Origin of the sequence: Citrobacter sp. wls716, from assembly GCF_005280975.1 — a bacterium.
Classification (GTDB): domain Bacteria; phylum Pseudomonadota; class Gammaproteobacteria; order Enterobacterales; family Enterobacteriaceae; genus Citrobacter; species Citrobacter youngae.
Window position 1 is genome coordinate 1 of record NZ_SZWX01000025.1, and the last position, 26,169, is coordinate 26,169.

The following is a 26,169-nucleotide window of genomic DNA, read 5'->3' on the forward strand; positions in this document are numbered from 1 at the left end:
CAACGTGAGAAGTGTTGATGGTGATACCACGAGCTTTTTCTTCCGGCGCGTTATCGATCTGGTCGAATGCACGAGCAGCACCGCCGTAGGTTTTAGCCAGTACGGTAGTGATTGCAGCGGTCAGGGTAGTTTTACCGTGGTCAACGTGGCCGATGGTGCCGACGTTAACGTGCGGTTTTGTACGTTCAAATTTTTCTTTAGACACGGCTATATTCCTTACTATAGTGCTCTCCCCTATGGAGAGAGCACGGGACTTAGGTTTTAATCCTGTGGATTATTTACCACGGGCTTCAATAACGGCCTGAGCAACGTTGTTCGGCGCATCGTCGTACTTCAGGAACTCCATGGAGTAAGAAGCACGGCCTTTGGTCAGAGAACGCAGCTGGGTTGCATATCCGAACATTTCAGACAGCGGAACTTCAGCATGGATAACAACGCCAGTGACGTTGGATTCCTGACCACGAAGCATACCACGACGGCGGCTCAAGTCACCGATTACGTCACCGGTGTTCTCTTCCGGAGTCTCTACTTCAACCTTCATGATAGGCTCAAGCAGAACTGGTTTCGCTTTCTTAAAGCCATCTTTGAAGGCGATAGAAGCGGCCAGTTTAAACGCCAGCTCAGAGGAGTCAACGTCATGGTAAGAACCGAAGTGCAGACGCACGCCCAGATCAACAACCGGGTAACCAGCCAGCGGGCCAGATTTCAGCTGTTCCTGGATGCCTTTATCAACGGCCGGGATGTATTCGCCAGGAATTACACCACCTTTGATGTCGTTGATGAACTCGTAGCCTTTCGGGTTTGAACCCGGCTCCAGCGGGTACATGTCGATAACAACATGACCGTACTGACCGCGACCACCAGACTGCTTAGCGTGTTTACCTTCGATATCGGTAACTTTCGCGCGAATCGCTTCACGGTAAGCAACCTGAGGTTTACCGACGTTCGCTTCAACGTTGAATTCACGCTTCATACGGTCAACGATGATGTCGAGGTGCAGCTCACCCATACCAGCGATAATGGTCTGGTTAGATTCTTCGTCAGTCCATACGCGGAATGACGGGTCTTCTTTAGCCAGACGGCCCAGAGCCAGACCCATTTTTTCCTGGTCAGCTTTGGTTTTCGGTTCTACCGCGATGGAAATTACCGGCTCAGGGAATTCCATACGTTCCAGAATGATCGGGTGATCCGGGTCACACAGAGTGTCACCAGTGGTCACGTCTTTCAGACCGATAGCAGCAGCGATATCGCCCGCGCGAACTTCTTTGATCTCTTCACGTTTGTTAGCGTGCATCTGTACGATACGGCCGAAACGTTCACGTGCAGTTTTCACGGAGTTCAGGATGGTGTCACCGGAGTTAACCACACCAGAGTACACGCGGAAGAAGGTCAGGTTACCCACGAACGGGTCGGTAGCGATTTTGAATGCCAGAGCAGCAAACGGCTCGTCATCGCTAGCATGACGCTCAGCAGGAGTATCTTTACCGTCGTCCAGAATACCGTTGATCGCAGGTACGTCGACTGGGGATGGCAGGTAATCAATTACCGCATCCAGCATCGCCTGAACACCTTTGTTCTTGAACGCAGAACCACAGGTTACCAGGATGATTTCGTTGTTCAGAACACGCTGACGCAGAGCTTTTTTGATCTCTTCTTCAGTCAGTTCTTCACCACCCAGGTATTTCTCCATCAGCTCTTCTGAAGCTTCCGCAGCGGACTCGATCAGGTTCTGGTGCCATTCTTCAGCCAGTTCCTGCATGTCAGCCGGGATATCTTCATAAGTGAAGGTTACGCCTGCATCTTCTTCGTTCCAGTTGATGGCTTTCATTTTCACCAGGTCAACAACACCGGTGAACGCTTCTTCAGCGCCAATTGCCAGCTGCAGCGGAACAGGGTTCGCGCCCAGACGGGTTTTGATCTGACCAACAACTTTCAGGAAGTTCGCACCCATACGGTCCATTTTGTTAACGAACGCAATGCGCGGAACTTTATATTTGTTTGCCTGACGCCATACGGTTTCAGACTGAGGCTGAACACCACCAACTGCGCAGTAAACCATTACTGCACCATCAAGCACACGCATGGAACGTTCTACTTCGATTGTGAAGTCAACGTGCCCCGGGGTGTCGATGATGTTTACGCGATGCGGTTCGTACTGCTTAGCCATACCAGACCAGAATGCAGTAGTCGCTGCGGAGGTGATAGTAATACCACGCTCCTGCTCCTGCTCCATCCAGTCCATGGTGGCTGCGCCGTCATGAACTTCACCGATTTTATGGTTTACACCGGTGTAGAACAGAATACGTTCGGTAGTAGTGGTTTTACCGGCGTCGATGTGCGCACTGATACCGATGTTACGGTAGCGCGCGATGGGTGTTGTACGAGCCATTTGATTCCTCGTTTATCTTTTAGGCGTTCAATTTAAGTAGCCCAAAGCGGGCTGCTTACTAGAAGCGCCCGCCTGGTGACTAAAACTCCGAAGGGATTACCAACGGTAGTGTGCGAACGCCTTGTTGGCTTCTGCCATACGGTGAACGTCTTCACGTTTCTTAACTGCAGTACCTTTGTTTTCTGCAGCATCAGAAAGTTCGTTCGCCAGGCGCAGAGCCATGGATTTATCACCGCGTTTACGAGCAGCTTCAACGATCCAACGCATTGCCAGAGCATTACGACGGACCGGACGGACTTCAACTGGTACCTGATAAGTAGAACCACCAACGCGGCGAGACTTAACTTCGACAGTCGGGCGCACGTTTTCGAGAGCTACTTCGAAAGCTTCCAGTTCGTTTTTACCAGAACGCTGAGCCAGGGTCTCCAGCGCGCTGTATACGATAGTTTCGGCAGTAGATTTTTTACCATCTACCATCAGGATATTTACAAATTTAGCCAGCAGTTCTGATCCGAACTTCGGATCCGGCAGAATTTTACGCTGACCAATGACGCGACGACGTGGCATGGAAATACTCCGTTGTTAATTCAGGATTGTCCAAAACTCTAAGAGTTTAGTTTGACATTAATATAAAACGTTTGGCCTTACTTAACGGAGAACCATTAAGCCTTAGGACGTTTCACGCCATACTTGGAGCGTGATTGCTTACGGTCTTTAACGCCGGAGCAGTCAAGCGCACCACGAACGGTGTGGTAACGAACACCCGGGAGGTCTTTTACACGACCGCCACGGATCAGGATCACGGAGTGCTCCTGCAGGTTGTGACCTTCACCACCGATGTAGGAAGTCACTTCAAAACCGTTAGTCAGACGAACACGGCAAACTTTACGCAGTGCGGAGTTCGGTTTTTTAGGAGTGGTAGTATATACACGAGTACATACGCCACGTTTCTGCGGGCATGCTTCCAGCGCAGGCACGTTGCTTTTTGCAACTTTGCGTGCACGTGGTTTGCGTACCAGCTGGTTAACTGTTGCCATTAAATAGCTCCTGGTTTTAGCTTTTGCTTCGTAAACACGTAATAAAACGACCTCATACAATATGAGGACGCAGAATTTTAGGTCGGTGTCGAAAAGGTGTCAAGAAATATACAACGATCCCACAATTACCAGGACATCTGGCTGGGATGCTTCACCGTAAGTCTGACGAAGTCAGTATAGCTAACCCTGACGACACTGTCTGAAATTTGACCACTCAACCCGCGAGCCTTAATGTCTTCTTCCAGTACATAGACCTTAATGGAGGCATTTTGCAGACTTTCAAGGAAACGGCTTCCTTCGATTGCTGCCGTCACGCCATCCTGGAGCAATAAAAGCTCATCGTCTTTATCAATCAGACGAAGAAGAGAGGAGAAATCGGTAAGCCACGCGGAGCGATGTAGTGTGTGCAGCATGAGAGTTTCAAAACCTTAAAATGACGTCAAAGTTGCCTAACTCACGGCGTAAATCTTCCGGTTCAAGCGCCGTCGCATCAACCACAAAATTCGCTCCCTCTGCCAGGCCTCGCTCACGCAATGAGGCCGCACAAAGCCAGCATTGTTCTATATCGTACAATCCTAACAGTTTGAAAGTAGCAATATAGTCTCTCGCCAGAACGACATCCGGTTGTTGCCCCTGGAGGATCTGGAAGACACCATCACCGATAAAGAACACACCGAGATCTTCCGTTAATGCAGATGTCGCCAGTAAAGCATCCAGTCCTTCGCGGCCGGATGCGCTGCCGTGCGGCACAGTAGAAAAAACAAAGGCAACACGTTTCATTAAAACTGCACCACGCGATCGCACGTCAGGGATGCTTCAGCCAGCGATCCAAGACCGCTGAGAGTAAATCCTGATTGTAAATTAGCACCAGACAACCCTAGGCGTGTTGCTTCAGTCTCATCAACAACACCACGCCGCAAGGCTGCCGCAACACAGATATTCAGCGCCACACCATGCTGTTGGTGAAGCTTTTGCCAGGCTCGAACTAAATCAAATTCATCACTGGCGGGCGATGTCAGAACGTTCGCGTTATACACGCCCTCACGATAAAAGAAAACGCTACACAACTCGTGTCCTTCTTCGAGTAGCGCATGCGCAAATTGCAATGCGCTACTCGCTTGCTGTGTGCCGTAGGCGGGCCCGGTTACCATGATGGCAAAACGCATTACTTATCTTGCCCCTGGAAATCACCGCTTTTGAACTGGCGAATATAGAGGTAGACCGTGTGCTTAGAGATGTTCAGACGATCGGCGACCTGATTGATCGCATCTTTAATATCGAAGATCCCTTTCTCATACAGGTTCAGGACAATCTGACGATTCTTGGCATTGTTGGAGACATTACGATCGGCGTTCACTTCTTCAATGGTGAACTCCAGCGTCTGCGTCACCAGATCTTCGACTGAGGACGCGAAGTTCACGGCTGATCCCACTTCCGGGGTCTCCGGCGGGATAAAGGTATTCATTATCTGCGAGAAAGGAACATCAAGGTTCATGTTGATGCACAGCAGACCAATCACGCGATGCTCACGGTTGCGAATGGCAATCGTCACCGACTTCATCAAGACACCGCTTTTCGCGCGTGTGAAATAACACTTCGACACGCTGCTATCCGCACCCGTCATATCATGCAGCATACGCAACGCAAGGTCGGTAATCGGCGAGCCAATTTTACGGCCCGTGTGTTCACCGTTAGCGATGCGAATGGCCGAGCATTTCAAATCCTGCAAAGAGTGCAATACGATTTCACAATGGGAACCAATGAGCATCGCCAACCCGTCCACTACCGCTTCGTAGGATTTGAGGATATCGAAGTCGGTTTGATCGAAAGGACGTTGATCCAGCAAATCTAGCTCACTGGTTTCGTTGGTTAAAAGCGACCTGGACATGAAAAAAAGCACTCCTTTTCAGGAGCCTGTCGTTATGTTGTCAGGGCAGGCTCATCACTATTATAGGGGCATCTAAAGTAATACAGCGCACAAGGCGCTTTCCAGTATTAATTATATCCTGTCGATAATAAAAAACCTGTCTGCAGCTTTATCAGCCGGTGCAGCTTCTGGCTGCGCATCGGCTTTTGGTGCCGGTTTGATATCTAACAGCTCAACATCAAAGACCAGCGTGGAGTTTGCCGGGATGCCCGGAACGCCAGTTTTACCGTATGCCAGATCCGGTGGGATAACCAACTGGATTTTGCCGCCTTTCTTGATGTTTTTCAGGCCTTCAGTCCAGCCTGGAATAACACCGTCAAGACGGAAAGAGAGCGGCTCACCACGGGTGTAAGAGTTATCAAACTCTTTACCATCGATCAGCGTACCTTTGTAGTTTACGACTACAGTATCGCTGTCTTTCGGAGCGGCACCGGTACCTTCTTTCTCTACTTTGTAGACCAGGCCAGTGGCAGAGGTTTTAACGCCTTTCTCTTTAGCAAATTTCTCGCGGTATACTTTACCTTTGGCTTCGTTGTCAGCCGCGTCTTTTTCCATTTTTGCCTGAGCGGAGCTCTTCACGCGCGCTTCAAATGCCTGCAGAGTTTGTTCGATTTCCTGGTCAGACAGTTTGCTCTTGTCTGCAAACGCATCCTGAACACCCGCGATCAACTGATCTTTATCCAGTTTGATGCCCAGTTTTTCCTGTTCTTTCAGGGAGTTTTCCATATAACGACCCAGGGACGCGCCCAGCGCGTAAGCGGCTTTTTGGTCGTCATTTTTGAATGCTGCTTTGCTGTCAGCAGTAGCGGCTGGTTTCGCGGCATCAGCAGCGAAGGTGATCGGGGCATGCAGTGCAACGGCCATTGTGGTCGCCAGCAGCGTTACTTTAAACAGTGATTTCATCCATCTCTCCAGGGCCGGGGCATCTCACCCCAGGGTTAACTAACATAAAAATGTACTATAAAGCGTTGCAGAACAAATCAACATACAGGCACGCCCTATTATCACCACTTTTCAGACTCTTTTTGTTTAAATTAGTTTCGTGACCGAAGATTGTGTGCTGTGCAAACAGGCAAAGTTAAGTAGAATTCGCCGCAGTCCGCGATCTGCCGGAGAAAAACAGAAGAGGTGAATCATGCAGGATACAACGATGGAAACTCGCCTGGCTGAGCTGGAGAGTCGCCTGGCGTTTCAGGAGATAACCATTGAAGAGCTGAACGTAACCGTGACCGCACATGAACTGGAAATGGCCAAACTGCGCGACCATCTGCGTCTGCTGACAGAAAAGCTCAAAGCCACTCAGCCGTCTCATATCGCGTCACAGTCTGAAGAGACCCCTCCGCCACATTATTGAGACGTAAAAAAAGCGGGATATTCCCGCTTTTTTTGTGTCCGAAAGCGCTAACACTTATCGGATCTACTCACATATACCCAAAGGATTTCAAATCACAGCAAGGCGGCAAGCTTGAGGAAGTCCTGGGAGCATAGATAACTATGTGACCAGGATTCGAAAGCGCAGCCAACACCGCTGTGGGTTGAAAGACGAAGGGTATTAGTGGCAACCGCAGCCGTTACCTTTACCACCACCGCCGCAGCAGCCTTCGCCGCCGTGCTCGTGACCATGGTCGTGGCCGTGACCACCGCAGCAACCGTCATGACCGTGGTCATGATCGTGGTCGTGGCCGTGCGCGCCGTGAACGTGGCCATGAGCCAGTTCTTCTTCGGTCGCTTCGCGGATCGCGACAACTTCGACGTTGAATTTCAGATTCTGGCCAGCCAGCATGTGGTTACCGTCAACCACAACGTGGTCGTCTTCCACTTCGGTAATTTCTACCGGTACCGGCCCCTGGTCAGTTTCAGCCAGGAAACGCATGCCAACCTGCAGTTCGTCAACGCCCATGAAGACGTCTTTAGGAACACGCTGCACCAGGTTTTCGTCGTACTGACCGTATGCGTCGTTTGCGCCAACAGCAACATCGAATTTGTCGCCAACTTCATGACCGTCCAGCGCTGTTTCCAGGCCAGAAATCAGGGAACCGTGACCATGCAGGTAGTCCAGCGGTGCACTCACCGGAGACTCATCAACCAACACACCGTCTTCTGTACGTACCTGATAGGCCAGGCTGACCACCAGGTCCTTTGCTACTTTCATGATATCTCCTGAGCATGGAAAGAATAGTGGCGCAGATTGTAGCGGAATTCTGCACCCGTGTACCCTCTAGCTTAAAAAAAGCTGCGGCATATCGCTAGTCCGGATGAAAAATCCCGATCACTTGCTCTTCTTTGCGAACGTGCTCGCGGGCCTGTTTATCGGCCTCGCGCATCTGATGACCGCACTTAACACACTCAACAATATCGATATTATTTTCACGCCACATCGCCAGCGAATCCTGCGCCTGGCAGGACGGACATTTTGCGCCTGCAATAAAACGTTTACGAATTGCCATGGTTATCCTCTACTCAAATTCATCCCAGCCATCCAGCTGGCGCCGTTCTTTCTGCATCTCCCGCTGGAAAATCTCCTCCAGCTCGCGTCGGGCCTCTCTGGCACGAGAGATTTGCACCGTATCGGTGTGCATTGGGATCAATTCCCGTAGCATGTGCATATCGAGTCGACGAAAATGCAACTGGGCACGCTGCGCCTGATGCGGATGCATCCCCAACGACACCAGCGCTTTGCGCCCCAGTTCCAGTGCGCTCGAGAAAGTTTCACGGGAAAACTGCGTGACACCTGCCTGTAATAACTCATGCGCCTCTACACGTCCGCGCGCTCGCGCAAGAATATGCAAATGCGGAAAATGTTGTTGGCACAATTCCACCAGCTTCATCGTGTCTTCAGGTTCATTGCAGGTGATCACAATAGACTGCGCCGCCTCTGCGCCAGCGGAACGTAAAAGCTCCACCTGTGTGGCATCGCCGTAATAGACTTTATAGCCATATTTACGCATCAGATTCACCGCACTAATATCCCGTTCCAGAACGGTAATACGCATCTTATTGGCCATTAACAGGCGACCGATGACCTGACCAAAGCGCCCAAACCCCACCACAATCACCTGCGGCTTATCGTCTTCCACCCAGGGTTTTTCATCTTCTTCATCCGGGCCGTTAAACTGGCGGGAGAGCCATTTATCAATCAGCTTCATCAGCAGTGGCGTGGTCATCATCGACAGCGTGACGGTTACCAGCAAAAGTGCCATTTGATCGCCCTGAAACAGCCGCTGGGAAGATGCTGTTGAAAAAAGCACGAAGGCAAATTCTCCGCCCTGGCTTAGCACCCCCGCAAATTGCATCCGCTCCGAGCTTCTCATGCCGTTCAGCCGCGCCAACACATAGAGCACCAGCGTCTTCACGATGACCAGTACTATCACGCTCGCCACTACCCACAAAATATGGGTATAAAGCACGCCAAGGTTAAGTGACATCCCCACAGAGATGAAAAATAACCCGAGCAAAAGCCCTTTAAAGGGATCAATCGCCGTTTCCAGTTCATGTCGGTATTCGCTTTCCGCCAGCAGCACGCCAGCGATAAACGTTCCCAGCGCCATCGACAGCCCCAGCGCATCCATAAATAAAGCAGAACCCAGCACCAACAGCAGCGTCGCAGCGGTGAACACTTCCCGCACGCCGGACCCCGCAATAAAGCGAAATACAGGACGCAGCAGATAGCGTCCGCCAATCAACATGCCAGCAAAAGCCAACACTTTCATGCCCACTTTGATCCAGTCAAAATGTTCATCGGCTGATCCTGCTAACAGCGGAACCAGCGCCAACGCCGGGATCACCGCCAGATCCTGGAACAACAGCACCGAAAAGCCCAGTTGTCCGGATTCGCTGCGGTTCATCCCTTTTTCCCGCATCAGCTGTAACGCCATTGCGGTCGATGACATCGCCAGACCAATGCCGCCAACCACTGCCGCCTGCCAGGAAAAGTCAGTGAGCATCAATAACCCTGCCAGGACAAGCGCGCTAAGTAACACCTGCGCGGCACCGACACCAAAAATTGAACGCCGCAATTGCCATAGTTTGGCCGGGTTAAGTTCCAGCCCGATGATGAACATCAGGAAGACCACGCCCAGCTCGGAGAAGTGCAGAATTTCATCCACATCGCTGATGAATCCAAGTCCCCATGGGCCAATAGCGATCCCCGCCAGCAAATACCCCAACACCGGTCCAATACCCAGCCGCGATGCCAACGGCACCGCAGCCACCGCCGCGAAAAGGAACAGCACTCCTGCAGTCAATAAATCAGAACCTTCCATCAGCGGCCTCCCACAGGGATCGGATTCGCCAGCCAGTCACCATACGCTTTCGCATGGCTGTCCAGCTCCTGCTTCGTTTGCCGTCTGGCCCAGTAAACGATGATGGGGCTCATCCAGTGCATCCGGCACATTCCTGCCGTTAGCTCGAAAGGGCGCAGCACATCACTCATCGGATAGCGGTTTAGCGCGTCATAGCGGTAGGCGCTTTCCGGTTCGCCGGTAGTGATCACACTCCGCCAGTACTTTCCCGCCAGTTGATTCCCTCCGGGGCCACTGGCAAACCCGCGGCTCAGTACGCGGTCAAGCCACTCCTTTAGCAGGGCCGGGCAGCTATAGGTATAGAGCGGATGTTGAAAAACAATCACATCATGCTCACGCAGCAGTTCCTGCTCGTGAGAAATATCGATAAAAAAATCGGGATAGTGCGCGTATAGGTCGTGCACGGTAACATTACTGAGCTGTATGGCCGGTTTAAGCAGAACCCGGTTCGCGACCGAGTCCTGAGATTCCGGATGGGCATACAGCAGCAACACTTTCGCTGGCTGGGACATCATCCCCCTCCCGGTTTTGTCTTTTGTCTATTTTCGGCGTTTTGGGCTACCATTGCGCCTCGGTGCGGCAAACGGCCCACACATTACATTATCATAATGATAAATTAACATAGTCTGAACATACGGCGCCTTATGATTGTTTTCTCATCGTTACAAATTCGTCGCGGCGTGCGCGTCTTGCTGGACAATGCCACGGCCACCATTAATCCCGGGCAGAAGGTTGGCCTGGTGGGTAAAAATGGCTGCGGTAAATCTACCCTGCTGGCATTGCTGAAAAATGAAATCAGCGCTGACGCCGGCGGATTTACGTTCCCGGGAAACTGGCAGCTCGCATGGGTGAATCAGGAAACGCCTGCGTTACCACAGCCTGCGCTGGAATACGTGATTGATGGCGACCGCGAATATCGCCAACTGGAAGCCCAGTTAAACGATGCCAATGAACGTAACGATGGACACGCCATTGCCACCGTCCATGGAAAACTGGATGCCATTGACGCCTGGACCGTACGTTCACGCGCCGCCAGCCTGCTGCACGGCCTCGGTTTCTCTAACGAGCAGCTCGAGCGTCCGGTCAGCGACTTCTCAGGTGGCTGGCGTATGCGTCTCAACCTGGCACAGGCGCTGATTTGCCGTTCAGACCTGCTGCTGCTCGATGAACCGACCAACCACCTCGATCTCGACGCGGTGATCTGGCTGGAAAGATGGCTGAAAAGCTATCAGGGCACGCTGATTTTGATCTCCCACGACCGCGACTTCCTCGATCCGGTGGTGGATAAAATTATCCATATCGAACAACAAACCATGTTCGAGTACACCGGCAACTACAGCGCGTTTGAAATCCAGCGTGCGACCCGCCTCGCGCAGCAACAGGCCATGTACGAAAGCCAGCAGGAGCGTGTGGCGCATCTGCAAAGCTATATCGATCGTTTCCGTGCTAAAGCCACCAAAGCAAAGCAGGCGCAGAGCCGTATCAAAATGCTGGAGCGTATGGAGCTTATCGCTCCAGCCCATGTCGATAACCCGTTCCATTTCAGCTTCCGTGAACCTGAAAGCCTGCCTAATCCGCTGCTGAAAATGGAAAAAGTGAGTGCTGGCTACGGCGATCGCACAATCCTCGACTCCATCAAACTGAATCTGGTGCCGGGTTCTCGCATCGGCCTGTTAGGCCGCAACGGTGCGGGTAAATCAACGCTGATTAAGCTGCTGGCCGGCGAACTGGCCCCCATCAGCGGCGAGATTGGCCTGGCGAAAGGCATCAAGCTGGGCTACTTCGCTCAGCACCAGCTGGAGTTTTTACGCGCCGATGAATCGCCTATCCAGCACCTGGCGCGCATGGCGCCGCAGGAGCTTGAGCAGAAACTGCGAGACTACCTCGGCGGATTCGGCTTCCAGGGCGATAAAGTCAGCGAAGAAACCCGTCGCTTCTCCGGTGGCGAAAAAGCGCGTCTGGTGCTGGCGTTGATCGTCTGGCAGCGCCCGAACCTACTGCTGCTCGATGAACCGACCAACCACCTGGATTTAGATATGCGTCAGGCGCTGACCGAAGCGCTGATCGATTTCGAAGGCGCGCTGGTCGTGGTTTCGCACGACCGTCACCTGATTCGCTCCACCACCGACGACCTCTATCTGGTACACGACAAGAAAGTCGAGCCGTTTGACGGCGATCTGGAGGATTATCAGCAGTGGCTGAGCGATGTGCAAAAACAGGAAAGCCAGGGCGACGAACCGGCGAAAGAGAGCGTTAACAGCGCCCAGGCGCGTAAAGACCAGAAGCGTCGCGAAGCGGAGCTGCGCACCCTGACGCAACCGCTGCGTAAAGAGATTACTCGTCTGGAAAAAGAGATGGAGAAACTGCACGCACAGCTGGCACAGGCGGAAGAGAAACTCGGCGACAGCGAACTGTACGACCAAAGCCGCAAGGCTGAACTCACGGCATGCTTGCAGCAACAAGCCAGCGCGAAATCCGGGCTGGAAGAGTGTGAAATGGCCTGGCTGGACGCGCAGGAGCAGCTTGAGCAGATGCTGGCCGAGTAAGCACAAAATCACATATTGGCTAACCCGCACGCGCTGCGCACGGTATAGTTATTCTTTCCGATTATTAATTGCTCTGGTGTTATGGTTGAAATCACGTCCACAGAAATGACCCCACCTACCGACGATTCGCGAGAATTCCGCCCGATGCGCGGTATCAGTAACCGTCATTTACAGACGATGCTGCCGCGTTTAATTCGCCGCAAGGTGAAGTTCGATGCCCACTGGCAGCGTCTGGAATTGCCTGACGGTGACTTTGTCGATCTGGCATGGAGCGAAGATCCGCAACAGGCGAAACACAAGCCGCGCCTGGTGGTTTTTCACGGTCTGGAAGGCAGCCTGAACAGCCCCTACGCCCACGGCCTGATTGAAGCAGCACAAAAGCGCGGCTGGCTGGGCGTGGTGATGCATTTTCGCGGCTGCAGCGGTGAACCCAATCGTCTGAACCGAATTTATCACTCCGGTGAAACAGAAGACGGCACCTGGTTTTTACACTGGCTGGAGCGTGAGTTCGGTCGTGTACCCACCGCTGCGGTTGGCTATTCGCTCGGTGGAAACATGCTGGCCTGCCTGCTGGCAAAAGAAGGGAACACGATCCCCATTGATGCCGCGGTTATCGTCTCCGCGCCTTTCGTGCTGGAAGCCTGTAGTTACCATATGGACAAAGGATTCTCCAAGGTCTATCAGCGCTACCTGCTTAACCTGTTGAAAGCCAATGCCTCGCGTAAGCTTGAGGCTTATCCTGGCTCGCTGCCGGTGAGTCTGGCCCAGTTGAAATCTCTGCGTCGCATTCGCGATTTTGACGATCTGATCACCGCCAAAATTCACGGTTTCGCCGATGCGATAGACTATTACCGTCAGTGTAGCGCCATGCCGCTGCTTAATCAGATAGCCAAACCCACGCTGATTATTCATGCCAAGGACGATCCGTTTATGGATAGTCATGTGATCCCTGAACCGGAAAATCTGCCCTCACAGGTGGAATATCAACTCACCGAACACGGCGGCCATGTCGGATTCATTGGCGGTACGATACGCCATCCGGAGATGTGGCTGGAATCCAGAATCCCGGACTGGCTGACAACGTATCTGGAGGCGTCATCATGATCATCCCCTGGCAAGACATCTCCCCGGACGCGCTGGACAATCTGATTGAAAGCTTTGTCTTGCGCGAAGGCACCGATTATGGTGAACATGAACGCTCGCTCGAACAAAAAGTCGCCGACGTCAAACGCCAACTACAATCAGGTGAGGCCGTGCTGGTGTGGTCCGAACTGCATGAAACGGTCAACATTATGCCGAGGAAGCAGATTCACGAGTAACCCGTAGCCGCCGGCCGACTTTACTATAATTACAACCATTTCATGGAGTTGTTATGTCTGCCAAACATCCGGTGATTGCGGTAACAGGATCCAGCGGCGCGGGGACCACCACCACCAGCCTTGCGTTTCGTAAAATTTTCGCGCAGTTAAATCTGCGCGCCGCCGAGGTGGAAGGTGACAGTTTTCATCGCTATACCCGTCCGGAAATGGACATGGCGATTCGCAAAGCACGCGATGCCGGGCGGCATATCAGCTATTTCGGCCCCGAAGCTAACGACTTCGGTCTGCTGGAGCAAACCTTCATTGAATACGGCCAGACGGGCAAAGGTCAGTCGCGTAAATATCTGCACACCTACGATGAGGCCGTACCGTGGAATCAGGTTCCGGGGACATTTACGCCCTGGCAGCCGCTGCCTGAACCGACGGATGTCCTGTTCTATGAGGGACTTCACGGTGGCGTTGTCACCCCACAGCAAAACGTGGCCCGGCATGTCGATCTGCTGGTTGGCGTGGTGCCGATCGTAAACCTGGAGTGGATCCAGAAGCTGACCCGCGATACCAGCGAACGCGGGCATTCACGTGAAGCGGTGATGGACTCGGTGGTGCGCTCAATGGACGATTACATCAATTACATCACACCACAGTTTTCCCGCACGCATATTAACTTCCAACGCGTACCGACCGTCGATACCTCTAATCCCTTTGCCGCCAGGAGCATTCCGTCACTGGATGAAAGCTTTGTCGTGATTCATTTTCGTAATCTGGAAGGCATCGATTATCCCTGGCTACTGGCGATGCTGCAGGGCTCATTCATTTCGCATATCAATACGTTGGTCGTGCCGGGCGGCAAGATGGGTCTGGCGATGGAATTGATTATGCTACCGCTGGTCCAGCGACTGATGGAAGGTAAAAAGATAGAGTGAGATGTGGAAAGCGCCGGATGGCGCTTCGCTTATCCGGCCTACGACTCAACATCATCCTGTAGGCCGGATAAGGCAACGCCGCCATCCGGCATCAGCAATTACGCGGCAACGACTTCATAAGAATGGGTAATGTTCACCGCCTTTTCCAGCATCAGCGCTACGGAACAATACTTCTCCGCCGAGAGGTCAACTGCGCGAGACACAGACGCATCTTTCAGGTCGTTACCCGTTACAATGAAATGCAGGTTGATATGGGTGAACAGGCGCGGCGCTTCATCACGACGCTCGGAGGTCAGCTTCACTTCGCAGTTGGTCACATCCTGACGCCCCTTTTGCAGGATCGACACCACATCAATTGCGCTGCAACCGCCCGCAGCCATTAAGACCATTTCCATCGGGCTCGGCGCTTTATCACCAGAGTTACCGTCCATCAAAATTTGGTGGCCTGAGGCGGACTCACCGAGGAAGGTTAACCCCTCAACCCACTTTACACGCGCTTGCATATTTCGTAACTCCAATGTTTCAATTTTCCTGACAGATTACGCGTACATAACAATTCTCGCAATGGAAGGCGACCTGCGTCATGCTGAAGCGAGACACCAGGAGACACACGGCGAAAGCTATGCTAAAACAGTCAGGATGCTACAGTAATACATTGACGTACTGCATGTATGCAGAGGACATCACATTACAGGCCGTCGCACGTATTGACAGCCCCCTTCCCAGGTAGCGGGAAGCACATTTTTGCAAACCCAGAGACAGGTTGTTTTTTGGCTCTGGAGACAGCTTATAACAGAGGATAACCGCGCATGGTGCTTGGCAAACCGCAAACAGACCCGACTCTCGAATGGTTCTTGTCTCATTGCCATATTCATAAGTACCCATCGAAGAGCACGCTGATTCACCAGGGTGAAAAAGCGGAAACGTTGTATTACATCGTTAAAGGCTCAGTGGCAGTGCTGATCAAAGATGAAGAAGGGAAAGAAATGATCCTCTCTTATCTGAATCAGGGCGATTTTATTGGTGAATTAGGCCTCTTCGAAGAAGGCCAGGAACGTAGCGCCTGGGTACGTGCCAAAACCGCATGTGAAGTCGCTGAAATTTCCTACAAAAAATTTCGCCAATTAATCCAGGTCAACCCAGATATTCTGATGCGTCTGTCTTCTCAGATGGCTCGTCGTCTGCAGGTAACGTCTGAAAAAGTAGGCAACCTTGCCTTCCTCGACGTAACTGGTCGTATCGCCCAGACTCTGCTGAATCTGGCGAAACAGCCTGACGCAATGACTCACCCGGACGGCATGCAGATTAAAATTACCCGCCAGGAAATTGGCCAGATCGTTGGCTGTTCCCGTGAAACCGTTGGTCGTATCCTGAAAATGCTGGAAGATCAGAATCTGATCTCCGCGCATGGTAAGACCATCGTCGTCTACGGCACGCGTTAATCCCATCGACATGGCGTGTTACGTAGTAATGCGCCATTTTTGTTTGCTCCGATGTGGCGAAGACTGATTTATCACCCCGAGATCAACTACGCACTACGACAGACGCTGGTGCTATGTTTACCTGTGGCTGTCGGCCTTATCATTGGTCAGCTTCATCTGGGGCTCTTATTCTCCCTCGTCCCTGCCTGCTGCAATATTGCCGGTCTTGATACCCCGCATAAGCGCTTTTTCAAACGCTTAGTGATTGGCGCGTCTTTGTTTGCCGGATGCAGTCTGATCATGCAGTTACTGCTGGCAAAAGATATACCGCTGCCGCTGATCCTCACCGGCCTGACGCTGATTCTTGGTGTAACCGCAGAATTAGGCCCTCTGCATGCGCGACTACTACCTGCCTCGCTTATCGCGGCAATTTTCACACTCAGTCTGGCAGGTAACATGCCCGTCTGGGAGCCGCTGCTAATCTACGCGCTGGGCACATTGTGGTACGGCCTGTTCAACTGGTTCTGGTTCTGGATGTGGCGCGAGCAGCCGCTGCGTGAATCGCTCAGTTTGTTGTACCGCGAATTAGCCGATTACTGTGAAGCCAAGTACAGCATGCTGACCCAGCATGCCGATCCCGAAAAAGCGCTTCCTCCCCTGCTGGTGCGCCAGCAAAAAGCGGTGGATTTAATTACCCAGTGCTATCAGCAAATGCATATGCTGTCGGCGCATCGCAACAACGATTATAAACGCCTGCTACGTGCATTTCAGGAGGCGCTCGATTTACAGGAACATATTTCCGTTAGCCTCCACCAGCCGGAAGAGGTGCAAAAGCTGGTCGAACGCAGCCACGCCGAACAGGTGATTCGCTGGAATGCGCGCACCGTCGCCGAACGCCTTCGCGTTCTGGCCGATGACATTTTGTATCACCGTTTGCCGACGCGTTTTTCAATGGATAAACAAATTGGCACGCTGGAAAAAATCGCCAACCAGCATCCGGACAATCCGGTGGGTCAATTTTGCTACTGGCACTTCAGCCGTATTGCCCGTGTGCTACGCACCCAGCGACCACTGTATGCCCGGGATTTAATGGCTGACAAGCAGCGTCGACTGCCGCTGATCCCTGCCCTGAAAAGCTATCTGTCGTTGAAATCCCCGGCGCTGCGTAATGCCGGACGCATCAGCGTCATGTTGAGCATTGCCAGCCTGATGGGCAGCGCCTTACACCTGCCAAAACCCTACTGGATTTTGATGACAATCCTGTTCGTCACGCAAAATGGCTATGGGGCGACCCGGGTACGTATTTTACACCGTTCAGTAGGGACGCTCGTCGGCCTGGTGATCGCCGGCGTCACACTGCACTTTCATATTCAGGAAGGTTACACGCTGGCAGGCATGCTGCTGATAACCCTGGTGAGTTATCTGACCATCCGCAAAAACTACGGCTGGGCTACCGTCGGCTTTACGGTCACCGCGGTATATACCCTGCAACTGCTGACGCTGAACGGGGAACAGTTTATCGTGCCGCGGTTTATCGATACGGTCACTGGCTGCCTGATCGCCTTTGGCGGAATGCTCTGGCTGTGGCCGCAGTGGCAGAGCGGTTTGCTGCGTAAAAACGCCCACGATGCGTTAGAAGCCGATCAGGAGGCTATTCGCCTGATCCTGAGCAACGATCCCCAGGCCACACCGCTGGCGTATCAACGCATGCGGGTCAACCAGGCGCATAACACGCTGTTCAACTCACTTAACCAGGCGATGCAGGAGCCTGGGTTCAACTCGCACTATCTGGCGGACATGAAACTGTGGGTTACGCATAGCCAGTTCATCGTCGAACACATCAACGCAATGACTACGCTGGCAAGGGAACATACGATGCTGACGCCGGATTTGGCGCAGCGGTATCTGGAATCCTGCGAAATTGCGATCCAACGCTGCCAGCAGCGGCTGGAATATGACGGCCCCGGAAGCTCCGGCGATGTGAATATTCTCGAGGCGCCAGAGATGCTGTCCCATGGGCCTTTAAGCACCCTTGAGCAGCACCTACAGCGGATATTGGGGCATCTGAATACCATGCACACCATTTCGTCGGTAGCATGGCGTCAGCGACCGCACCATGGGATCTGGCTGAGCCGCCGACTGCGGGATATGAAGGGTTAAGAGAGTTGCCGGATAAGCGTAGCGCCATCCGGCAATCCATCAACCCACCACTTTCGCCACGGCCTGCGCGAAGCGCTGCATCCCTTCATCAATATCAGCCTGCTCCACCACCAGCGACGGTGCAAAACGCATCACGTCCGGCCCGGCATTCAGTACCATCACGCCTTCATTCGCCGCGGCGTACAAGAAATCACGCGCCCGGCCTTTAAACTGCGGCTTCAGTTCGGCGCCGATCAGCAGTCCCATACCGCGAATGTCGCTGAAAATGTCAAACTGCTGGTCAATTTTCTGCAAATGCTGAACAAACGCCTGGCGTTTGGCCTGAATACCTTCCAGCACTTCCGGCGTGTTGATGATATCAAACGCAGCTCCCGCAACCGCGCAGGCCAGCGGGTTACCGCCGTATGTGGAGCCGTGTGAACCCACGTGGAACGCCGAGGCAATCTCCTGGGTGGTTAGTACCGCGCTCACCGGGAAGCCGCCGCCGAGCGCCTTGGCGCTGGTCAGGATATCCGGCGTCACGCCGTAGTGCATATAGGCAAACAGTGAGCCGGTACGCCCCATTCCGCTCTGAACTTCATCAAATACCAACAGTGCCTGGTGCTGATCACAAAGTTCACGCAAGCCTTGCAGGAATGCCGGCGTTGCCGCAGTAACGCCACCCTCGCCCTGAATAGGTTCGATCACCACCGCACAGGTGTGATCGTCCATTACCGCTTTGACTGCATGGAGATCGTTAAACGGTACATGGATGATATCCGCCGGTTTGGGTCCAAAGCCGTCGGAGTATTTCGGCTGCCCGCCGACGGATACGGTAAACAGCGAACGACCGTGAAACGCGTTATGGAAGGCAATAATCTTGGTTTTGAACGGGCTATGGCGCACGCAGGCATAGTGGCGCGCCAGCTTAAAGGCGGTTTCGTTAGCTTCGGTACCGGAGTTCATGAACAGTACGCGTTCGGCGAAGGTTGCATCAATGATTTTACGGCCTAAGCGCAACGCAGGTTCGTTGGTAAAAACATTGCTGGTATGCCACAGGGTTTCGCCCTGAGCTTTTAACGCCTCAACCAGCGCCGGATGGCAATGCCCTAACGCGGTAACTGCAATACCACCCGCGAAATCAACGTACTCTTTACCCTGTTGATCCCATACTCGACTCCCTTTCCCTTTTACAGGGATAAACTCAGCCGGTGCATAAATCGGCAGAATCACTTCATCGAATGTCGCGCGTGTAATTGCAGTTTGTTCAGTTGCCATGTCATTACCACCCTGTTAAGCAGAAATGCTAGTGAAATTATAATCACAAAATATGAATAAAAAATCACTGAATAGCAACCACAAATCATCGGTTGAGGAAATTAGCCAGCAGCTGATGCCCCTGTTCGCTGAGAATACTCTCCGGGTGAAACTGCACCCCTTCCATATCCCACTCCCGGTGGCGAATACCCATGATCTCCTGCGTTTCACTCCAGGCGGTCACCTCAAAGCACTCAGGCAACGTCTCAGGTGCGACCACCAGAGAATGGTAGCGCGTTACCGTTAATGGATTGGCGAGCCCCTGAAAAACGCCCTGCCCGTTATGCGTAATCGGCGACGTTTTACCATGCATCACTTTCGCCGCCCGCACCACGGTCGCGCCAAAGGCCTGCGCCATCGCCTGATGGCCCAGACAAACACCCAGCAGAGGGATCTTCCCTGCGAAATAGCGAATAACCTCCAGCGAAATACCGGCGTCATCCGGCGTACAGGGTCCCGGGGAAATGACGATTTTTTGCGGGCTCAGCGCATCAATTTGCGCCAGCGTCAGCGCGTCGTTGCGCCTGACAAGGACATCAGCCCCCAGTTCGCAGAAGTATTGGTACAGGTTCCAGGTGAAAGAATCATAGTTATCGATAAGCAGGATCATGGCGGCTCCGGTACAGAAGAACCGCGCTATTCTACTCAGTTTCCAGGGCTTCGCTTACCACTTTACGAAATATCGCCTGCAGTGCGGACAGGTCCCCCATGGCACCGCTTTGATTTGCCTGGTTCCACTCCTCAACCTGGATGCCCTCCCAGTTGAGTATATACCCGGCATGAATCGCCAACTGTTCGAAGAAAATACGCTGCGCCAGACCACTGCCGATGCGAAACGGGTGCAGCACATTAATTTCACAGTAGTAGTGTGCGAGGCGGTCGACAAACTTTTCTTGCGACAACCCCACCAGCCAGGACTCGTCTTCCAGGTCCTGCATCAGCGCATTGCCCTCTTTCTCGATATAAGCGAAATGGCAAAAGCGGGTATCGCCCTGGTAGATATCGACTTCTCGCAGATGTCCCGCCCAGTCAAAAATATCCTGATAGAGTTGGCGATGAATAGCACACAGATGCGGCAAACCCCGTTTAAGCGGGCCCAATTCGATAGTTGCCGCGCGCAGCGCCGTCAGTTCATAAGCCGCCTGCGCCAAACGCTGCGCCTGATGAATCCCCAGACGGTTACGCATGACATTCAGGCCCGGATATAAATACGGGTCGCGACCATCACCGAATTTATCGCTCATAGTGCCTCCGCAATTCTTCAAGACGCGCCAGAGCGTCTTCAGCACTCAGAGTAACCCGTAGAATATCTACGCCTTCCAGTCGCCGGCTTGCCTGGAAATTGGCATTTCGCCGTTGTTCCCAGATCCTGGACTTTTGTTTATCGGTGAGTTTTTTCACGTGACCTCCCTGAATGAGCCGACACTTGCCACAAGTATAAGCAGCAATTTCGGGTTACGCAGAGAAGGGAGAGAACGCGGGCAAGCGCTGCCCGCGCAAAATACGATTACGGCAGGACTTTGGCTGAAAGGATAACAATCGGTTTTGACGGAACATTCTGGTAAGGACCGACATCGTGGGTCTGAACCTGAGAGATCTTATCCGCGACATCCATACCTTTCACAACTTTACCAAAGACAGCGTAGCCAAAATCACGCTGGCCGTGATCGAGGAATGCATTGTCCGCAATGTTGATAAAGAACTGGCTGGTCGCGCTGTCTTTATCCGCAGTGCGCGCCATAGCAATCGTGCCACGGGTGTTACGCAGTCCGTTATCGGCTTCATTCTTGATTGGCGGGTTAGGTTTCTTCTGCTGCATCTGCTCGGTAAAACCACCACCCTGCACCATAAATCCTGGGATCACACGATGAAACGTGGTGTTGTTATAGAAACCGCTGTTGACATAATCGACAAAGTTTTGCACTGAAACTGGGGCTTTCTGACTGTTCAGCTCCAGCTCAATGTTACCGGCAGAAGTTGTCAGCAGGACATGCGGATCCCCTTTCGCTGCCAGCGCTGCGGGAGAGAGAGCAGAAAGAGCGAGAACAGCTGCAACAGCCGCCAGAGTCGATTTGAGCATGAGAATTCCTTAACAAGAGCAGAAATGAAGCAAGTGGATTGATTCTAAAGAGCCTTCATGAACAAGGCCATCCCTTTACCTAATTTTACGTACTTGAAACAAATGTAACCTCATAGCCGTAAATGTCTATGTGATCACGATCACATACAAAAATGTAACAGGCTCAGTAATTACCAAAAAACATTTAAATACATCACTAAAACGCCTAAAATCTGCCCGCTCACGGCGCCGTTAATGCGCCTTACACTTCTATACAGGCCAGTCATGACTAACAGCAATCGCATTAAGCTCACATGGATTAGCTTTCTCTCCTACGCCCTGACAGGTGCGTTGGTCATTGTCACCGGGATGGTGATGGGAAACATCGCAGACTATTTCCATTTGCCCGTTTCCAGTATGAGTAACACTTTCACCTTCCTGAATGCAGGTATCCTGATCTCTATTTTTCTGAATGCCTGGCTGATGGAAATCGTGCCGCTGAAAACGCAATTGCGTTTTGGCTTCATCCTGATGGTCCTGGCGGTCGCCGGACTGATGCTCAGCCACAGCCTGGCCTTGTTCTCTGCGGCCATGTTTGTGCTGGGTGTGGTGAGTGGTATCACCATGTCGATTGGTACATTCCTGGTGACCCAGATGTACGAAGGTCGACAGCGCGGTTCCCGCCTGCTGTTTACTGACTCCTTCTTCAGCATGGCGGGGATGATTTTCCCGATGGTGGCAGCGTATCTGTTAGCGCGCAGCATCGAATGGTATTGGGTCTATGCCTGCATCGGCCTGGTCTACGTCGCCATTTTCCTGCTGACCTTTGGCTGCGAATTCCCGGCGCTGGGTAAACACGCGCAGCAACCGGACGCCCCGGTAGTGAAAGAAAAATGGGGTATTGGCGTGCTGTTCCTGGCGATCGCCGCGCTGTGCTACATCCTCGGTCAGTTGGGCTTTATCTCCTGGGTACCGGAATACGCCAAAAGCCTGGGCATGAGCCTGAACGATGCAGGTAAACTGGTCAGCGACTTCTGGATGTCTTATATGGTTGGCATGTGGGCGTTTAGCTTTATCCTGCGATTCTTCGATCTGCAGCGCATCCTGACCGTACTGGCAGGTCTGGCCACCGTTCTGATGTATCTGTTCATCACCGGCACGCCGGAACATATGCCGTGGTTCATTCTGACGCTGGGCTTCTTCTCCAGCGCGATTTATACCACCATTATTACCCTCGGCTCACAGCAGACGAAGGTCGCCTCACCAAAACTGGTTAACTTCGTTCTGACCTGCGGCACCATCGGTACTATGCTCACCTTCGTGGTCACCGGTCCTATTGTGGCGCACAGCGGCCCGCTGGCGGCATTGCAGACGGCGAACGGTTTGTATGCCGTCGTATTCGTGATGTGCTTTATTCTTGGGTTCGTCACGCGTCATCGCCAGCATAACGCGCCAGCCACGCATTAATCTCACTGCCGGATGGTATCTGTGCTATCCGGCACACTCTCGCGCCCTCTTCCTTTCACTGGTCATGTAGGCCAATTCTTACAAAAACCCCTTAAATTGTGCGCTTTTTATACAAACACGAAAAGCCAGTTAATTCCGTAACTTATAAAAATGCAGTTAAATCAGTCATATACCCCTTAAGGAGTATATAAGGCCGAATTTGATTTGTATCAATAAGTGCGGTTGCTGAATCGTTAAGGTAGGCAGTAATAGAAAAGAAATCGAGGCAAAAATGAGCAAAGTCAGACTCGCTATTATCGGTAATGGTATGGTCGGCCATCGCTTTATTGAGGATCTTCTTGATAAATCCGACGCTGCCAATTTTGATATTACCGTCTTCTGTGAAGAACCCCGCAAAGCGTACGACCGTGTACACCTGTCTTCCTACTTCTCCCACCACACCGCCGAAGAGCTTTCTCTGGTGCGTGAAGGATTCTATGAGAAGCACGGCGTTAAGGTGTTAGTGGGCGAACGCGCAATTACCATCAACCGCCAGGAGAAGGTAATCCACTCCAGCGCAGGTCGTACGGTCTATTACGATAAGCTGATCATGGCGACGGGCTCTTACCCGTGGATCCCACCGATTAAAGGTTCGGAAACCCAGGACTGCTTCGTTTACCGTACCATTGAAGACCTCAACGCCATTGAATCTTGCGCGCGCCGTAGCAAACGCGGCGCCGTTGTCGGTGGCGGCCTGCTGGGTCTGGAAGCCGCTGGTGCCCTGAAAAACCTCGGCGTTGAAACTCACGTCATTGAATTCGCCCCGATGCTGATGGCTGAACAGCTGGATCATATGGGTGGCGAGCAGTTACGTCGCAAAATTGAAAGCATGGGCGTGCGTGTGCACACCAGCAAAAACACCAAAGAGATCGTCCAGGAAGGCACCGAAGCGCGCAAAACCATGCGTTTTGCCGACGGTAGCGAACTGGAAGTTGATTTCATCGTCTTCTCTACCGGTATTCGTCCACGCGACAAACTGGCAACTCAGTGCGGCCTGGACGTCGCGCCGCGCGGCGGGATCGTGATCAACGATTCTTGCCAGACCTCTGACCCGGATATCTATGCGATTGGCGAATGCGCCAGTTGGAACAACCGCGTGTATGGTCTGGTGGCCCCGGGCTACAAAATGGCACAGGTTGCCGTTGACCATATTATCGAAACCGAAAACGCTTTTGAAGGCGCGGACCTGAGCGCCAAGCTGAAGCTGCTCGGCGTGGATGTCGGCGGGATTGGCGATGCGCACGGTCGTACACCGGGAGCGCGTAGCTATGTTTACCTCGACGAAAGCAAAGAAGTCTACAAACGCCTCATCGTTAGTGAAGATAACAAAACCCTGCTGGGTGCGGTTCTGGTCGGTGATACCAGCGATTACGGCAACCTGCTACAGCTGGTGCTGAACGCCATCGAACTGCCAGAAAACCCGGACTCACTGATTCTGCCAGCACACGCGGGCAGCGGTAAGCCGTCTATCGGCGTGGATAAACTGCCGGACAGCGCGCAGATTTGTTCCTGTTTTGACGTCACCAAAGGCATGCTGATTGCCGCTATCAACAAAGGTTGTCACACCGTTGCGGCGCTGAAAGCCGAAACCAAAGCCGGTACCGGCTGCGGCGGTTGTATCCCGCTGGTAACGCAGGTCCTGAACGCCGAACTGGCGAAACAGGGTATCGAAGTGAATAACAACCTGTGTGAACACTTCCCGTATTCACGTCAGGAACTGTTCCACCTGATCCGCGTAGAAGCCATTAAAACTTTCGAAGAGTTGCTGGCTAAACACGGTAAAGGTTACGGCTGTGAAGTGTGCAAACCTACCGTCGGTTCCCTGCTGGCGTCCTGCTGGAATGAGTACATCCTCAAACCACAGCACACGCCGCTGCAGGACACCAACGACAACTTCCTGGCCAATATCCAAAAAGACGGTACCTACTCCGTGATCCCGCGCTCTGCGGGAGGTGAAATTACCCCGGAAGGCCTGGTGGCTGTCGGTCGTATCGCGCGCGAATTTAACCTGTACACCAAAATTACCGGTTCTCAGCGTATCGGCCTGTTCGGCGCGCAGAAAGATGACCTGCCGGAAATCTGGCGTCAGCTGATTGAAGCCGGTTTTGAAACCGGTCACGCGTATGCCAAAGCGCTGCGTATGGCGAAAACCTGCGTAGGTAGCACCTGGTGCCGTTACGGCGTCGGCGATAGCGTCGGCTTCGGCGTGGAGCTGGAAAATCGCTACAAAGGCATTCGTACCCCGCACAAAATGAAATTCGGCGTCTCCGGTTGTACCCGCGAATGTGCGGAAGCTCAGGGCAAAGACGTGGGTATCATCGCCACTGAGAAAGGCTGGAACCTGTACGTTTGTGGTAACGGCGGGATGAAACCGCGTCATGCAGACCTGCTGGCGGCCGATGTCGATCGTGAAACGCTGCTCAAGTACCTTGACCGCTTTATGATGTTCTACATCCGTACTGCGGACAAACTGACCCGTACTGCACCGTGGTTAGATAACCTGGAAGGCGGCATCGAGTATCTGAAATCAGTCATCATCGACGACAAACTGGGGTTGAACCAGCACCTGGAAGAAGAGATGGCTCGTCTGCGTGAAGCGGTAGTGTGTGAGTGGACAGAAACGGTTAACACCCCATCCGCACAGGTTCGCTTTAAACACTTTATCAACAGCGATCAACGCGATCCGAATGTTCAGGTTGTACCTGAGCGCGAACAACATCGTCCGGCTACGCCTTATGAGCGTATTCCGGTGACTCTGGTGGAGGAAAACGCATGAGCCAGTGGAAAAACATCTGCAAAATCGATGACATTCTGCCTGCGACAGGCGTCTGCGCCCTGTTAGGTACTGAGCAGGTTGCTATTTTCCGCCCGTATCACAGCGATCAGGTGTTTGCGATCAGCAATATCGACCCATTCTTTGAGTCCAGCGTACTGTCGCGTGGGTTGATTGCTGAACATCAGGGCGAATTGTGGGTCGCTAGTCCGCTGAAGAAACAACGCTTTCGTTTAAGCGATGGGCTGTGCATGGAAGACGAACAATTCTCCGTGAAACATTACGAAGCGCGAGTGAAAGACGGCACGGTACAACTGCGCGGTTAATTAATTTTTGGGAGGCGCAACGCCTCCCCTTTTTTGTATTTTTTTCATTGTAATTGTTATCACAAAATCATTTGTGCTGCATCGCGGCGGCAACTGAGCAAACCCCCAGGAGCATAGTTCACTATGTGACTGGGGTGAGCGACAAATCTGTCAGGAACAGATTTGAACGTCGCACAGCGACGGCCC

General features: G+C 52.7%; 29 protein-coding genes. 10 read left to right on the forward strand and 19 right to left on the reverse strand.

From position 1 onward, the window contains the following. From FDX24_RS07930 to fkpA, 9 genes are all read right to left on the reverse strand, one after another. On the reverse strand, positions 1–205 hold a 205-nt coding region (locus tag FDX24_RS07930; RefSeq protein WP_000031659.1), incomplete at its 3' end, for a GTP-binding protein. Between the two features lie 69 nt (positions 206–274). Continuing rightward, positions 275–2,389 carry an elongation factor G gene (fusA, locus tag FDX24_RS07935; protein ID WP_003023659.1) on the reverse strand — a complete coding sequence of 705 codons (2,115 nt, stop codon included), beginning with the start codon at positions 2,387–2,389 and terminating at the stop codon, positions 275–277. 96 nt (positions 2,390–2,485) lie between these two features. Then, positions 2,486–2,956, reverse strand: a complete 471-nt coding sequence (rpsG, locus tag FDX24_RS07940; protein ID WP_003023657.1) for a 30S ribosomal protein S7 — start codon at positions 2,954–2,956, stop codon at positions 2,486–2,488. A 95-nt stretch (positions 2,957–3,051) separates the two neighbouring features. After that, on the reverse strand, positions 3,052–3,426 hold the full coding sequence (rpsL, locus tag FDX24_RS07945; RefSeq protein ID WP_003023654.1) for a 30S ribosomal protein S12: 375 nt from the start codon (positions 3,424–3,426) through the stop codon (positions 3,052–3,054). A gap of 125 nt (positions 3,427–3,551) precedes the next feature. Next, on the reverse strand, positions 3,552–3,839 hold the full coding sequence (tusB, locus tag FDX24_RS07950) for a sulfurtransferase complex subunit TusB (protein WP_003023651.1): 288 nt from the start codon (positions 3,837–3,839) through the stop codon (positions 3,552–3,554). Between the two features lie 7 nt (positions 3,840–3,846). Next, positions 3,847–4,206: a sulfurtransferase complex subunit TusC gene (gene tusC / locus FDX24_RS07955; RefSeq protein WP_048213526.1), complete on the reverse strand. Its 360-nt coding sequence runs from the start codon at positions 4,204–4,206 to the stop codon at positions 3,847–3,849. Beyond that, on the reverse strand, positions 4,206–4,592 hold the full coding sequence (gene tusD, locus FDX24_RS07960; RefSeq protein WP_005121677.1) for a sulfurtransferase complex subunit TusD: 387 nt from the start codon (positions 4,590–4,592) through the stop codon (positions 4,206–4,208). The genes tusC and tusD overlap by 1 nt, the downstream gene beginning before the upstream one ends. Continuing rightward, positions 4,592–5,314, reverse strand: a complete 723-nt coding sequence (locus FDX24_RS07965; RefSeq protein ID WP_003023643.1) for a transcriptional regulator — start codon at positions 5,312–5,314, stop codon at positions 4,592–4,594. Before FDX24_RS07965 ends, tusD begins: the two co-directional genes overlap by 1 nt. A gap of 111 nt (positions 5,315–5,425) precedes the next feature. Further along, entirely contained in the window at positions 5,426–6,256 is an 831-nt protein-coding gene (fkpA, locus tag FDX24_RS07970) for an FKBP-type peptidyl-prolyl cis-trans isomerase (RefSeq protein WP_252362816.1), read from the reverse strand. Between the two features lie 232 nt (positions 6,257–6,488). Between fkpA and FDX24_RS07975 the strand changes: the two genes are divergently transcribed. Then, complete coding sequence (locus FDX24_RS07975) at positions 6,489–6,707, forward strand: protein SlyX (RefSeq protein WP_003023639.1); 219 nt, start codon at positions 6,489–6,491, stop codon at positions 6,705–6,707. 198 nt (positions 6,708–6,905) lie between these two features. On the opposite strand, the gene slyD is transcribed toward FDX24_RS07975, so the two are convergent. From slyD to kefG, 4 genes are all read right to left on the reverse strand, one after another. After that, positions 6,906–7,505, reverse strand: coding sequence for a peptidylprolyl isomerase (gene slyD, locus FDX24_RS07980; protein ID WP_137364104.1), 600 nt, complete (start codon positions 7,503–7,505; stop codon positions 6,906–6,908). A gap of 94 nt (positions 7,506–7,599) precedes the next feature. Continuing rightward, positions 7,600–7,800 carry a YheV family putative zinc ribbon protein gene (locus tag FDX24_RS07985; RefSeq protein WP_048213528.1) on the reverse strand — a complete coding sequence of 67 codons (201 nt, stop codon included), beginning with the start codon at positions 7,798–7,800 and terminating at the stop codon, positions 7,600–7,602. 9 nt (positions 7,801–7,809) lie between these two features. Then, a complete protein-coding gene (gene kefB / locus FDX24_RS07990) occupies positions 7,810–9,615 on the reverse strand; it encodes a glutathione-regulated potassium-efflux system protein KefB (RefSeq protein ID WP_048213529.1) in 1,806 nt (601 codons plus the stop codon). Further along, on the reverse strand, positions 9,615–10,166 hold the full coding sequence (gene kefG / locus FDX24_RS07995) for a glutathione-regulated potassium-efflux system ancillary protein KefG (protein WP_048213530.1): 552 nt from the start codon (positions 10,164–10,166) through the stop codon (positions 9,615–9,617). The genes kefB and kefG overlap by 1 nt, the downstream gene beginning before the upstream one ends. Before the next feature lie 132 nt (positions 10,167–10,298). Here kefG and FDX24_RS08000 point away from each other — a divergent pair, with 132 nt between their 5' ends. The 4 genes from FDX24_RS08000 (at position 10,299) to FDX24_RS08015 (ending at position 14,442) form a co-directional block, all read left to right on the forward strand. Further along, the gene (locus FDX24_RS08000; RefSeq protein ID WP_048213531.1) at positions 10,299–12,200 is read left to right on the forward strand and encodes an ABC transporter ATP-binding protein; all 1,902 of its coding nucleotides are present in this window, start codon (positions 10,299–10,301) and stop codon (positions 12,198–12,200) included. 81 nt (positions 12,201–12,281) lie between these two features. Beyond that, positions 12,282–13,304, forward strand: coding sequence for a hydrolase (locus tag FDX24_RS08005; RefSeq protein ID WP_048213532.1), 1,023 nt, complete (start codon positions 12,282–12,284; stop codon positions 13,302–13,304). Continuing rightward, positions 13,301–13,519, forward strand: coding sequence for a YheU family protein (locus FDX24_RS08010; RefSeq protein ID WP_003023615.1), 219 nt, complete (start codon positions 13,301–13,303; stop codon positions 13,517–13,519). The genes FDX24_RS08005 and FDX24_RS08010 overlap by 4 nt, the downstream gene beginning before the upstream one ends. 53 nt (positions 13,520–13,572) lie before the next feature. Next, on the forward strand, positions 13,573–14,442 hold the full coding sequence (locus tag FDX24_RS08015) for a phosphoribulokinase (protein WP_048213534.1): 870 nt from the start codon (positions 13,573–13,575) through the stop codon (positions 14,440–14,442). Between the two features lie 98 nt (positions 14,443–14,540). On the opposite strand, the gene FDX24_RS08020 is transcribed toward FDX24_RS08015, so the two are convergent. Beyond that, on the reverse strand, positions 14,541–14,945 hold the full coding sequence (locus FDX24_RS08020) for an OsmC family protein (RefSeq protein ID WP_043018552.1): 405 nt from the start codon (positions 14,943–14,945) through the stop codon (positions 14,541–14,543). A gap of 306 nt (positions 14,946–15,251) precedes the next feature. On the opposite strand from FDX24_RS08020, the gene crp reads away from it, so the two are divergent. Beyond that, positions 15,252–15,884 (forward strand): cAMP-activated global transcriptional regulator CRP, encoded by a 633-nt coding sequence (gene crp / locus FDX24_RS08025; protein WP_000242758.1) that lies wholly within the window; start codon positions 15,252–15,254, stop codon positions 15,882–15,884. 51 nt (positions 15,885–15,935) lie between these two features. After that, a complete protein-coding gene (locus FDX24_RS08030) occupies positions 15,936–18,023 on the forward strand; it encodes a YccS/YhfK family putative transporter (protein ID WP_101743238.1) in 2,088 nt (695 codons plus the stop codon). A 39-nt stretch (positions 18,024–18,062) separates the two neighbouring features. Here FDX24_RS08030 and FDX24_RS08035 read toward each other — a convergent pair whose 3' ends face one another. The 5 genes from FDX24_RS08035 to ppiA form a co-directional block, all read right to left on the reverse strand. Further along, on the reverse strand, positions 18,063–19,280 hold the full coding sequence (locus FDX24_RS08035) for an aspartate aminotransferase family protein (RefSeq protein ID WP_115642762.1): 1,218 nt from the start codon (positions 19,278–19,280) through the stop codon (positions 18,063–18,065). A gap of 85 nt (positions 19,281–19,365) precedes the next feature. Continuing rightward, a complete protein-coding gene (pabA, locus tag FDX24_RS08040; RefSeq protein WP_137364105.1) occupies positions 19,366–19,929 on the reverse strand; it encodes an aminodeoxychorismate synthase component 2 in 564 nt (187 codons plus the stop codon). Between the two features lie 31 nt (positions 19,930–19,960). Further along, positions 19,961–20,563: a putative adenosine monophosphate-protein transferase Fic gene (locus FDX24_RS08045; protein ID WP_137364106.1), complete on the reverse strand. Its 603-nt coding sequence runs from the start codon at positions 20,561–20,563 to the stop codon at positions 19,961–19,963. After that, positions 20,553–20,720, reverse strand: coding sequence for a YhfG family protein (locus tag FDX24_RS08050; RefSeq protein ID WP_137364107.1), 168 nt, complete (start codon positions 20,718–20,720; stop codon positions 20,553–20,555). Before FDX24_RS08050 ends, FDX24_RS08045 begins: the two co-directional genes overlap by 11 nt. A 106-nt stretch (positions 20,721–20,826) precedes the next feature. Further along, complete coding sequence (ppiA, locus tag FDX24_RS08055) at positions 20,827–21,399, reverse strand: peptidylprolyl isomerase A (RefSeq protein ID WP_003023595.1); 573 nt, start codon at positions 21,397–21,399, stop codon at positions 20,827–20,829. Positions 21,400–21,663: 264 nt separating this feature from the next. Here ppiA and tsgA point away from each other — a divergent pair, with 264 nt between their 5' ends. The 3 genes from tsgA (at position 21,664) to nirD (ending at position 25,983) form a co-directional block, all read left to right on the forward strand. Further along, on the forward strand, positions 21,664–22,845 hold the full coding sequence (tsgA, locus tag FDX24_RS08060) for an MFS transporter TsgA (protein WP_048213538.1): 1,182 nt from the start codon (positions 21,664–21,666) through the stop codon (positions 22,843–22,845). Between the two features lie 271 nt (positions 22,846–23,116). Then, entirely contained in the window at positions 23,117–25,660 is a 2,544-nt protein-coding gene (nirB, locus tag FDX24_RS08065; protein WP_137364108.1) for an NADPH-nitrite reductase large subunit, read from the forward strand. Then, positions 25,657–25,983 (forward strand): nitrite reductase small subunit NirD, encoded by a 327-nt coding sequence (gene nirD / locus FDX24_RS08070; protein ID WP_005121659.1) that lies wholly within the window; start codon positions 25,657–25,659, stop codon positions 25,981–25,983. The genes nirB and nirD overlap by 4 nt, the downstream gene beginning before the upstream one ends. Positions 25,984–26,169 lie beyond the last annotated feature (186 nt).

Bases quoted from the DNA above. Each gene is read 5' to 3' on its own strand.
- tusB (WP_003023651.1), bottom strand. From the start codon at position 3,839: ATGCTGCACACACTACATCGCTCCGCGTGGCTTACCGATTTCTCCTCT.
- ppiA (WP_003023595.1), bottom strand. From the start codon at position 21,399: ATGCTCAAATCGACTCTGGCGGCTGTTGCAGCTGTTCTCGCTCTTTCT.
- nirD (WP_005121659.1), top strand. From the start codon at position 25,657: ATGAGCCAGTGGAAAAACATCTGCAAAATCGATGACATTCTGCCTGCG.
- FDX24_RS08015 (WP_048213534.1), top strand. From the start codon at position 13,573: ATGTCTGCCAAACATCCGGTGATTGCGGTAACAGGATCCAGCGGCGCG.
- FDX24_RS07965 (WP_003023643.1), bottom strand. From the start codon at position 5,314: ATGTCCAGGTCGCTTTTAACCAACGAAACCAGTGAGCTAGATTTGCTG.
- rpsL (WP_003023654.1), bottom strand. From the start codon at position 3,426: ATGGCAACAGTTAACCAGCTGGTACGCAAACCACGTGCACGCAAAGTT.
- pabA (WP_137364105.1), bottom strand. From the start codon at position 19,929: ATGATCCTGCTTATCGATAACTATGATTCTTTCACCTGGAACCTGTAC.
- FDX24_RS08005 (WP_048213532.1), top strand. From the start codon at position 12,282: ATGGTTGAAATCACGTCCACAGAAATGACCCCACCTACCGACGATTCG.
- nirB (WP_137364108.1), top strand. From the start codon at position 23,117: ATGAGCAAAGTCAGACTCGCTATTATCGGTAATGGTATGGTCGGCCAT.
- slyD (WP_137364104.1), bottom strand. From the start codon at position 7,505: ATGAAAGTAGCAAAGGACCTGGTGGTCAGCCTGGCCTATCAGGTACGT.
- fusA (WP_003023659.1), bottom strand. From the start codon at position 2,389: ATGGCTCGTACAACACCCATCGCGCGCTACCGTAACATCGGTATCAGT.
- FDX24_RS08010 (WP_003023615.1), top strand. From the start codon at position 13,301: ATGATCATCCCCTGGCAAGACATCTCCCCGGACGCGCTGGACAATCTG.
- crp (WP_000242758.1), top strand. From the start codon at position 15,252: ATGGTGCTTGGCAAACCGCAAACAGACCCGACTCTCGAATGGTTCTTG.
- FDX24_RS07985 (WP_048213528.1), bottom strand. From the start codon at position 7,800: ATGGCAATTCGTAAACGTTTTATTGCAGGCGCAAAATGTCCGTCCTGC.
- FDX24_RS08045 (WP_137364106.1), bottom strand. From the start codon at position 20,563: ATGAGCGATAAATTCGGTGATGGTCGCGACCCGTATTTATATCCGGGC.
- FDX24_RS08035 (WP_115642762.1), bottom strand. From the start codon at position 19,280: ATGGCAACTGAACAAACTGCAATTACACGCGCGACATTCGATGAAGTG.
- FDX24_RS07975 (WP_003023639.1), top strand. From the start codon at position 6,489: ATGCAGGATACAACGATGGAAACTCGCCTGGCTGAGCTGGAGAGTCGC.
- FDX24_RS08000 (WP_048213531.1), top strand. From the start codon at position 10,299: ATGATTGTTTTCTCATCGTTACAAATTCGTCGCGGCGTGCGCGTCTTG.
- tusC (WP_048213526.1), bottom strand. From the start codon at position 4,206: ATGAAACGTGTTGCCTTTGTTTTTTCTACTGTGCCGCACGGCAGCGCA.
- rpsG (WP_003023657.1), bottom strand. From the start codon at position 2,956: ATGCCACGTCGTCGCGTCATTGGTCAGCGTAAAATTCTGCCGGATCCG.
- kefB (WP_048213529.1), bottom strand. From the start codon at position 9,615: ATGGAAGGTTCTGATTTATTGACTGCAGGAGTGCTGTTCCTTTTCGCG.
- tusD (WP_005121677.1), bottom strand. From the start codon at position 4,592: ATGCGTTTTGCCATCATGGTAACCGGGCCCGCCTACGGCACACAGCAA.
- FDX24_RS08020 (WP_043018552.1), bottom strand. From the start codon at position 14,945: ATGCAAGCGCGTGTAAAGTGGGTTGAGGGGTTAACCTTCCTCGGTGAG.
- fkpA (WP_252362816.1), bottom strand. From the start codon at position 6,256: ATGAAATCACTGTTTAAAGTAACGCTGCTGGCGACCACAATGGCCGTT.
- FDX24_RS08030 (WP_101743238.1), top strand. From the start codon at position 15,936: ATGTGGCGAAGACTGATTTATCACCCCGAGATCAACTACGCACTACGA.
- tsgA (WP_048213538.1), top strand. From the start codon at position 21,664: ATGACTAACAGCAATCGCATTAAGCTCACATGGATTAGCTTTCTCTCC.
- kefG (WP_048213530.1), bottom strand. From the start codon at position 10,166: ATGTCCCAGCCAGCGAAAGTGTTGCTGCTGTATGCCCATCCGGAATCT.